The 9286-nt window shown below is 61.6% G+C and carries 7 protein-coding genes; 6 read left to right on the top strand and 1 reads right to left on the bottom strand.

The window, feature by feature from the left end:
• Positions 1-9: 9 nt before the first annotated feature.
• Positions 10-843, bottom strand: a complete 834-nt coding sequence (locus tag DOU50_RS02520; protein WP_024908667.1) for a MurR/RpiR family transcriptional regulator — start codon at positions 841-843, stop codon at positions 10-12.
• A 292-nt stretch (positions 844-1135) separates the two neighbouring features.
• On the opposite strand from DOU50_RS02520, the gene DOU50_RS02515 reads away from it, so the two are divergent.
• From DOU50_RS02515 to DOU50_RS02490, 6 genes are all read left to right on the top strand, one after another.
• Complete coding sequence (locus DOU50_RS02515) at positions 1136-2641, top strand: CoA-acylating methylmalonate-semialdehyde dehydrogenase (RefSeq protein ID WP_148768718.1); 1506 nt, start codon at positions 1136-1138, stop codon at positions 2639-2641.
• Positions 2642-2652: 11 nt separating this feature from the next.
• Positions 2653-4578: a 3D-(3,5/4)-trihydroxycyclohexane-1,2-dione acylhydrolase (decyclizing) gene (gene iolD, locus DOU50_RS02510; protein ID WP_148768717.1), complete on the top strand. Its 1926-nt coding sequence runs from the start codon at positions 2653-2655 to the stop codon at positions 4576-4578.
• 301 nt (positions 4579-4879) lie between these two features.
• Positions 4880-5866, top strand: coding sequence for an inositol 2-dehydrogenase (iolG, locus tag DOU50_RS02505; protein ID WP_148768716.1), 987 nt, complete (start codon positions 4880-4882; stop codon positions 5864-5866).
• A gap of 31 nt (positions 5867-5897) precedes the next feature.
• A complete protein-coding gene (locus DOU50_RS02500) occupies positions 5898-6827 on the top strand; it encodes a sugar ABC transporter substrate-binding protein (RefSeq protein WP_008502118.1) in 930 nt (309 codons plus the stop codon).
• 48 nt (positions 6828-6875) lie between these two features.
• Positions 6876-8423, top strand: coding sequence for a sugar ABC transporter ATP-binding protein (locus DOU50_RS02495; protein ID WP_148768715.1), 1548 nt, complete (start codon positions 6876-6878; stop codon positions 8421-8423).
• Positions 8424-8434: 11 nt separating this feature from the next.
• On the top strand, positions 8435-9286 hold an 852-nt coding region (locus tag DOU50_RS02490; protein ID WP_148768714.1), incomplete at its 3' end, for an ABC transporter permease.

The following is a 9286-nucleotide window of genomic DNA, read 5'->3' as shown; positions in this document are numbered from 1 at the left end:
CATTGGGGGCTATTTCTCCCCGCTCCCCAGTCGATATGCCAGCGCCACCACCAGCGACTGCACCAGGCACAGCGTCGCCGACTGAGACCGAAACGCGTCCACCTGCGCCTCTTTCACCACAAAGCAGAGATCGCTGAACGTCGCCAGGGGGCTTATCTGGCTGTCCGTAATCACAATCTGCCGCGCGCCAACGCTGGCGGCGGTTTCGCTGACCATCACCGTCTCTTCCGCGTACGGCGAGAAGCTTATCGACACCACAATGTCGCGCGCCTTAATGCGGCTAATCTGCTCGCGCAGCATGCCGCCCATGCCGTCGAGCAGGATAGGGCGGCACTCCAGATGGCTCAGGGCGTAGGTAAGGTACGCGGCGACGCTAAAGGATCGACGCAGTCCGGCGATGTAGATGGTGTCGGCGTCGGCCAGCAGCTGTACCGCGCGCTCCAGCATCTCCGGTTCGGCGCGGGCGGCCAGCTGCTGCAGCGCCTGCGCGTTTGAACGGGCAAACTCCTGCAGGATATCGAGCGGCGTTTCCGGCACGGCCTCGCTCTCCATCTCGCGGAACAGCCGGGCGCGGTCGCTGTAGCTGGCGGTCTCCTCCACCAGGTTCATGCGAAACAGCTGTTTCATTTCGTTGAAGCCGGTGAAGTCAAAGGCGTTGGCAAAGCGGATCAGCGTCGAGGGCGGCACGTCGGCGCGCTCGGCAATGACGGCAACCGTATCAAACGCCACGCTGTTGGTGTTATCCAGCACGTAGCGGGAGACCTGCTGCAGCCTCTTGCTCAGGCTATCGTAGCGATCGCGGATTTGCTGCTGCAGTTCGTTCAGGCTGGTTGCTGTCGTCATCTTTTCCCCCAAATACAGTCTTATGATTCTAAACGCAAAACCGCGTCTTTTAAATGTCGGCCATCCATCTGGCAGCAAAAATGAAACAGAAACTTCAGTCATTTCCTCGCCCGAAATTCCTTAATAGCGCACGCGGCGTCAGTGGTGCTGGCTGTTAACATAAAAATCCATCCTTGATCACAATAATCATCATTTATTTTATTTCAACTTAAAATGGAATATTTGTTTCATATATAGTGTTCAGTACACAGTGTTCAGGTCACAGTCACGTATCAACAGCGAGAGGTTAAGGATGGAGACGGTAGCGAATTTTATTCACGGCGAATGTGTCACCGGTTCAGGCCAGCGCGTTCAGGCGATCTTCAACCCGGCCACCGGCGAGCAGATCCGCCAGGTGGTGATGAGTACGGCACAGGAAACGGAGCAGGCGATTGCCGCCGCGCAGCAGGCGTTTCCGGCGTGGGCGCGTCATGCTCCGCTTAAGCGCGCGCGCGTGATGTTCCGCTTCAAGGCGCTGCTGGAAGATAACATGGATCGCCTGGCCCGCCTCATCAGCGAAGAGCACGGCAAGGTCTTTTCCGACGCGGTGGGTGAACTGACCCGCGGCCTGGAAGTGGTGGAGTTTGCCTGTGGTATTCCGCATCTGCAAAAGGGCGAACACTCGGCGAACGTCGGCACGGGCGTCGACAGCCACTCGCTGATGCAGCCGCTCGGGGTCTGCGCCGGGATCACGCCGTTTAACTTCCCGGCGATGGTGCCGATGTGGATGTTCCCGATTGCGCTGGCGACCGGCAACACCTTCGTGCTGAAGCCGTCGGAAAAAGATCCTTCTCTGGCGCTCGCGCTGGCGCAGCTGCTGAAAGAGGCCGGCCTGCCGGACGGCGTCTTCAACGTGGTGCAGGGCGATAAGGAGTCCGTTGACGTGCTCCTGACCGACCCTCGCGTGCAGGCGGTGAGCTTTGTCGGCTCCACGCCGATTGCGGAATACATTTACCAGACCGCCTCCGCCCACGGTAAACGCTGTCAGGCGCTGGGCGGGGCGAAAAACCACTGCATCCTGATGCCGGATGCGGACATGGAGATGGCGACCAACGCCATCATGGGCGCGGCCTACGGCGCGGCGGGGGAACGCTGCATGGCGCTCTCCGTGGTGCTGGCGGTAGGGGATAACACCGCCGATGACCTCTGCGCCCGGCTGGAAAAACAGATTGCCGCGCTGCGCGTCGGGCCGGGGCTCGACCAGACGCCGGAAAACGAAATGGGACCGCTTATCTCCTCCGCGCACCGCAGCAAGGTGCTGGGCTACATCGACAGTGGGGAAGCGCAGGGAGCCAAACTGCGCGTGGACGGCCGCGGCTTCAGCGTGAAGGGCCACGAGCAGGGCTACTTCGTCGGGCCGACGCTGTTCGATAACGTCACCCCGGAGATGACCATCTATAAAGAAGAAATTTTCGGCCCGGTGCTTTCTGTGGTGCGCGTAGCAGATTACGCCAGCGCGGTGGACCTGATTAACCGCCATGAATATGGTAATGGCTCGGCGATTTTCACCCGCGACGGCGGCTGCGCGCGCCGCTTCTGCGAAGAGGTGCAGGCGGGCATGGTGGGGGTCAACGTGCCGATCCCGGTGCCGATGGCGTTCCACAGCTTCGGCGGCTGGAAGCGTTCTATCTTTGGTGCGCTCAACGTCCACGGCAACGATGGCGTGCGTTTCTACACCCGAATGAAAACCATCACCGCGCGCTGGCCGGAAATGCAGCAGGAGACAGGCGCTGCGTTCTCCATGCCGACGCTGGGCTGACAGGAGGCGTTATGCAAACCGAACGTATGACCATGGCCCAGGCTCTGGTCCGGTTCCTTAATCAACAGTACGTTAGTGTGGACGGTGACGAAACGCCCTTCGTGGAGGGCGTCGCCACCATCTTTGGTCACGGCAACGTGCTGGGTATCGGCCAGGCGCTGGAGCAGGACCCGGGCCATCTGCAGGTGATGCAGGGCTGCAACGAGCAGGGCATCGCCCATATGGCGACGGGATTCGCCAAACAGCACCGGCGTCAGCGCATTTTTGCCGTCACCTCCTCCGTCGGGCCGGGCGCCGCCAATATGGTCACGGCGGCGGCAACCGCCACGGCGAACCGCATCCCGCTGCTGCTGCTCCCGGGCGATATTTACGCCAGCCGCCAGCCGGACCCGGTGCTGCAGCAGATCGAGCAGTATCACGATCTTAGCATCAGCACCAACGACTGCTTCCGTCCGGTCTCCCGCTACTGGGACCGCATTAACCGTCCCGAGCAGCTGATGAGCGCGATGCTCAGCGCGATGCGAACGCTTACTGACCCGGCAGATACCGGTGCGGTGACGATTTGCCTGCCGCAGGACGTGCAGGGGGAAGCGTGGGATTACCCGCTGAGCTTCTTCGCGCGTCGCGTGCACCACATCGAGCGTCGTCCGCCCGATCCGCAGCGTCTGGCGCAGGCGCGGGCGCTGATCGCCCGCAAGCGGCGTCCGCTGGTGGTATGCGGCGGCGGGGTGCGCTATTCCGGCGCGCATGAGGCGTTTCGCGGCTTTGTCGAGACGCTGCGGCTGCCGTTTGCCGAAACCCAGGCCGGAAAGGGGGCGCTGGTAAGTGACCACCCACTTAACCTCGGTGGCGTAGGGGTGACGGGCGGAATGGCGGCCAACCAGCTCGCGCCGCAGGCCGACCTCGTGATTGGTATCGGCACGCGCCTGACCGACTTTACCACCGGCTCCAAGGCGCTCTTTTCCCATCCGGACGTCGAATTTCTGCTGCTGAACGTGGCCGAGTTTGACGCCCTGAAGCTGGACGCCACGGCGCTGATTGCCGATGTCCAAACCGGGCTCCAGGCATTGACCCACGCGCTCGGTGATTACCGCAGCGGCTGGGGAGAGGCGATCGCTGAGGCGAAATCCGCCTGGCGCGACGAGTGCCGTCGCCTGTGGGATCGCCAGTGGCGTCCGGACGACGCGCCCGAAGTGGCGGGGCACCTGGACGCGCAGCTGGCGGAGTACGGCGAGACGCTCAACACCCGCCTGACCCAGACGCGGGTGCTGGGGCTGATCAACCAGCATATTGAAGATAACGCCATCGTGGTGGGCGCGGCCGGTTCGCTGCCGGGCGATTTACAGCGCCTCTGGCAGGTCAAAACGCCGGACAGCTATCACCTGGAGTACGGCTACTCCTGCATGGGCTACGAGATTGCGGCAGCCATCGGCGCGAAGCTTGCCCGACCCGAGCAGCCGGTTTATGCCATGGTGGGGGATGGCTCCTACATGATGCTGCACTCCGAGCTGCAAACCGCTGTGCAGGAGGGGATTAAGATCACCGTTCTGCTGTTTGATAACGCCAGCTTCGGCTGCATTAACAACCTGCAGATGGGGCACGGCATGGGAAGCTTTGGCACGGAAAACCGCCATCGCAACCCGGAAACCGGACGGCTTGACGGGCCGCTGGTGAAGGTCGATTTTGCGAAAAACGCGGAGAGCTACGGCTGCCGCGCGTGGCGGGTGCACGACGAGCAAACCCTGCTGGCGGCGCTGGAGGCGTCGCGCACCCATCCGGGCCCGACGCTGCTGGACATCAAGGTGCTGCCGAAGACCATGACCCACGACTACGCCTCCTGGTGGCGAACCGGTGATGCGCAGGTGGCGGAATCGTCTGCCGTGCGTGAAGCCGCGGAGCAAACGCAGGCGCAGGTGAAAAAAGCCCGTCAGTATTAAGATTTTCCGCCGTAACGAAATTTTCATTTCATTTTCCCCTCACCCTAACCCTCTCCCCAAAGGGGAGAGGGGATGGTGTGGTGCACTCTTTTCTCCCTCGCCCCTTTGGGGAGTGGGCCGGGGTGAGGGGAACTGCTGTATGTCCTCCCATGTTGTGAGATTGATAACAAAATTTATCTCATTCATCTCAAAAGTGTTAACCCACACTCAAAAATATAATTTTCACTATTTATAAAAATGAAATAAATGTTTTATTTATAGGGTCGTTAGTTCACAGCATTCACCAACACCGGGAGCCGTTATGTTTAACATTGCTTTACTGGGCGCTGGCCGAATTGGCCAGGTACATGCAGCTAACATCGCCAGCCACGCCGCGACCACGCTCTGGTCCGTGGTTGACCCGAATCAGGAATTTGCCACCCGTCTCGCCACGCAGTATCAGGCCCGCCAGCAGAGCCTGGAGGAGGCGATGACCGACCCTAACGTGCACGCCGTGCTGATCGCCTCCGCGACCGATACCCACGCCGATCTGATTGAAATGGCCGCCCGCCACGGCAAGGCCATCTTCTGCGAAAAGCCGGTCCACCTTGACCTCGCCCGCGTGCGCGACTGCCTGAAGGTGGTCAAAGAGTACGACGTGCCGCTGTTTATCGGCTTTAACCGCCGCTTTGACCCGCAGTTCCGCCGCTTGAAAACCGACGTGCAGGCCGGGCGCATCGGCAAGCCGGAATCGCTGCTGATCATCTCCCGCGACCCGTCTCCGCCGCCTGCGGAGTACGTGCGCGTTTCCGGCGGCATGTTCCGCGATATGACCATTCACGACTTTGACATGGCCCGCTTCATCATGGGCGAAGAGCCGGTGTCGGTGTATGCCCAGGGCAGCAACCTGGTCGATCCGGCGATTGGCGAGGCGGGGGACATCGATACCGCGTTTATCGTTCTGAAATACGCTTCCGGCGCGATGGCGACCATCGTCAACAGCCGCCGTTCATCTTACGGCTACGACCAGCGCCTGGAGCTGCACGGCTCCGAAGGACTGCTGTGCGCGGGCAACATCCTTGAAAACCAGGTGCAGCACTACGGCAAACAGGGCTGCACCAGCGCGCTGCCGGAACACTTCTTCCTGCAGCGCTACAAATCCGCTTACGCCGCGGAATGGGAACACTTTGTTGCGGTCCTGCGCGGCGAAGCGGTACCTGACTGCAGCGGCGATGATGGTGAACGTGCGCTGTACCTTGCGGATAAAGCGCTGGAGTCGCTGCGTACCCAGCGCGAGATCGTCCTCTAAACACAACAACCCTACACAGAGAGACATAATAATGAAAAAACTGATCGTAGCCGCCCTCATCGCCATGACGTCCGGGGCCGCCCTCGCCGAAAACGAGCAAATTGTTTTCAGTACGCCAAACCTGGCCATGCCGTTTGAAGTTCACATGCAGCGCACGGCGGTGAAAGCCGCAAAAGAGATGGGCGTGAAGCTTCAGGTGCTGGACGGGCAGGGCAGCTCGCCAAAACAGGTGGCTGACCTGGAAAACGCCATTACCCGCGGGGCGCAGGGCTTTATCGTCTCCCCGAACGACGTGAACGCGGTCTCCAGCGCGGTGGATGAAATTCAGGATGCGAAGCTGCCGGTCGTCACTCTTGACCGCTCCGTCGACAGCCAGAAAAAAGTGCCGCACTTCGGCGCCAACAACTACAAAGGCGGCCAGGCGATTGGCGACTTCGTCAAAACCAAATTCCCCGACGGGGCGGAGATCATTCTGCTGACCGGCCAGCCGGGCTCCTCCTCCAACATCGAACGCACTAAAGGGATCCGCGACAGCCTGAAGGCGGGCGGGGATAAGTACAAGATCGTCGCCGATCAGACCGGCAACTGGATGCGTTCTGAAGGGATGCGCATCGTGGAAAGCGTGCTGCCCTCGCTGCCGAAACGCCCGCAGGTAATCCTCTCCGCCAACGACGACATGGCGCTGGGGGCGATTGAAGCGCTGCAGAGCCAGGGCGTGAAGCCGGGCGAAATTCTGGTCACCGGCTTTGATGCGGTGCCGGAAGCGCTTGCCCGCGTGCGCGACGGCTGGCTGGCGGTGACGGCGGACCAGCGTCCGGGCTTTGCGGTGCAGACGGCGATGAGCCAACTGGTGGCCAACGTGCGCGAGAAGAAAGCCATCACCGGTGCCGACTACCCGCCGACGCTGATCACCAAAGAGAACCTGCAGCAGGCTGAGCGTATCGGTGAGGCCGGTAACTAATATGTCCCGAGCCGCCTCTGGCGGCTCATCATGAGGAGGAGCAGACTGATGTCGCAACCCTTACTGAAAGTGACCGACCTGGCAAAAAGCTTTTCCGGCGTCTGGGCGTTAAGCAGCGCCCAGCTGACCGTCGGCTCGGGCGAGATCCACGCCCTGCTGGGGGAAAACGGGGCGGGTAAATCCACGCTGCTGAAGGCGCTCGCGGGGGCGCAGCCGCAAACCCGCGGGGATATCTGGTTCAACGGCGAAACGCTGCCGGTGGACGACTCCCCGGTGGAACGGCAGAACAAGGGCATTATTACCATCTATCAGGAATTCAACCTGCTGCCCAACATGACCGTTGCGGAAAACATGTTTCTCGGGCGCGAGCCGCGTAAACGTAACCTGATCGTCGACGAAAAGGCGGTCAATCAGGAGGCGCAGGTCATTCTCGACTATCTGCAGCTGAACGTTGCGCCGACCACGCCGGTCGCCCGTCTGAGCGTTGCCCAGCAGCAGATGGTGGAGATCGCCCGGGCGCTGACCCTCAACGCCAGGCTCATCATTATGGACGAACCTTCCGCCGCGCTGAGCGACAGCGAGGTGGAAAGCCTGCACCGCGTGGTGCGGGAGCTTAAAAACCGCGGCGTGAGCATTATTTACGTTACCCACCGTCTGCACGAAGTTTTCCAGCTCTGCGATCGCTTCACCGTTTTCCAGGACGGCCGTTTCACCGGCACCGGCGCTGTGGCGGAGACCAACGTCGAACAGCTCATCCGCCTGATGGTCGGACGTGACGTGGCCTTTAACCGTCGTCCCGCCAGCGAAACGCATCATGAGGACAAACCCGTCCGCCTGGCGGTGAAGGGGCTGAGCCGCGAAAAGCCGCCGCTGGATCCGCACGGCATCGCCCTGCACGACATCAGCTTCCACGTCCACGCCGGGGAGGTCTTAGGCATTGCCGGGCTGGTGGGCGCCGGGCGCACCGAGGTGGCGCGCTGCCTGTTTGGCGCGGACGCGTTTACCGCCGGGAGCTTTGAGCTGGACGGCGTACCGTACCAGCCGCGCGACCCGCTCTATGCCCTCGACCAGGGTGTGGCGCTGGTACCGGAAGACCGCAAAAAAGAGGGGGCGGTGCTGGGACTGTCGATTCGCGACAACCTGTCGCTCTCCTGCCTCTCCTCGCTGCTGCAGTGGCGCTGGTTCGTGAACACCCGCAAAGAGGACGATCTGATCGAGTCCTACCGCAAAGCGCTGCAGATCAAAATGGTCAACAGCGCGCAGGAGGTGCGCAAGCTCTCCGGCGGTAACCAGCAAAAGGTGATCCTCGCGCGCTGCATGGCGCTCAACCCGCGGGTGCTGATCGTCGATGAGCCGACGCGCGGCATCGACGTGGGGACCAAATCGGAAGTGCACCAGGTGCTGTTTGACATGGCGAAAAAGGGCGTGGCGGTGATCGTGATCTCCTCCGATCTGCCTGAAGTGATGGCGGTGTCAGACCGGATCATCACCCTCAGCGAAGGCCGGGTGACCGGCGAGATCCACGGTGACGACGCTAACGAAGAACGGCTGATGACGATGATGGCCATCAACCACAACGCCCTGAACGCGGCATAACGGAGTTTCTCATGACGCAGATGATTTCTAAAACGCAGGCCCCGGTCAAACGCGCCGGACGCATCGATCCCATCGCCTTCTTCGAGCGCTTCGGGGTGCTGATTTTCATGATCCTGCTGCTGATCTTCTTCCAGTCGCAGAACAGCAACTTTTTCTCTGAACGCAATATTTTCAACATTCTGACCGAAGTTTCCATCTACGGGATCATGGCCGTGGGGATGACCTTTGTCATCCTGACCGCCGGGATTGACCTCTCCGTGGGCTCCATTCTGGCGGTCTGCGCCATGACCGCGGCGTACGTGATTAAGGGCGACAACTTCACCACCGTCGATCCGAACGCCTGGGGCGGCATGAGCTGGCTGATTGGGCTGGGGATTTGCCTGGCGATGGGCACGGCGATTGGCTTCCTGCACGGCCTGGGCGTCACCCGCCTGCGCCTGCCACCCTTCATCGTGACCCTCGGCGGGATGACCATCTGGCGCGGCCTGACGCTGGTGATCAACGACGGCGCGCCGATCGCCGGTTTCGATCAGGGCTACCGCTGGTGGGGGCGCGGGGAGCTGCTCGGCATCTCCATTCCGATCTGGATCTTCGCCATCGTCGCCCTCGGCGGCTATCTGGCGCTGCATAAAACCCGCTGGGGCCGCTTCGTCTACGCCATCGGCGGTAACCCGGAGGCAGCGCGCCTGGCGGGGGTGAACGTCAAGCGCGTGCTGGTTAGCGTCTACGTGCTGATTGGCTGCCTGGCGGGGCTGGCGGGCTTCATTCTGAGCGCGCGTCTGGGGAGCGCCGAGGCGGTGGCCGGGATCTCCTTTGAACTGCGCGTCATTGCCTCGGTGGTGATTGGCGGCACCTCGCTGATG

It is taken from the genome of Enterobacter sp. C6 (assembly GCF_008122455.1).
Lineage (GTDB): Bacteria > Pseudomonadota > Gammaproteobacteria > Enterobacterales > Enterobacteriaceae > Enterobacter > Enterobacter pseudoroggenkampii.
This window is presented reverse-complemented; position numbering and strand designations above follow the sequence as displayed.

What these genes read in the sequence shown, in the direction of transcription:
- DOU50_RS02515 (WP_148768718.1), top strand. Translation starts at nt 1,136, where the DNA reads ATGGAGACGGTAGCGAATTTTATTCACGGCGAATGTGTCACCGGTTCA.
- iolG (WP_148768716.1), top strand. Translation starts at nt 4,880, where the DNA reads ATGTTTAACATTGCTTTACTGGGCGCTGGCCGAATTGGCCAGGTACAT.
- DOU50_RS02520 (WP_024908667.1), bottom strand. Translation starts at nt 843, where the DNA reads ATGACGACAGCAACCAGCCTGAACGAACTGCAGCAGCAAATCCGCGAT.
- iolD (WP_148768717.1), top strand. Translation starts at nt 2,653, where the DNA reads ATGCAAACCGAACGTATGACCATGGCCCAGGCTCTGGTCCGGTTCCTT.
- DOU50_RS02500 (WP_008502118.1), top strand. Translation starts at nt 5,898, where the DNA reads ATGAAAAAACTGATCGTAGCCGCCCTCATCGCCATGACGTCCGGGGCC.
- DOU50_RS02495 (WP_148768715.1), top strand. Translation starts at nt 6,876, where the DNA reads ATGTCGCAACCCTTACTGAAAGTGACCGACCTGGCAAAAAGCTTTTCC.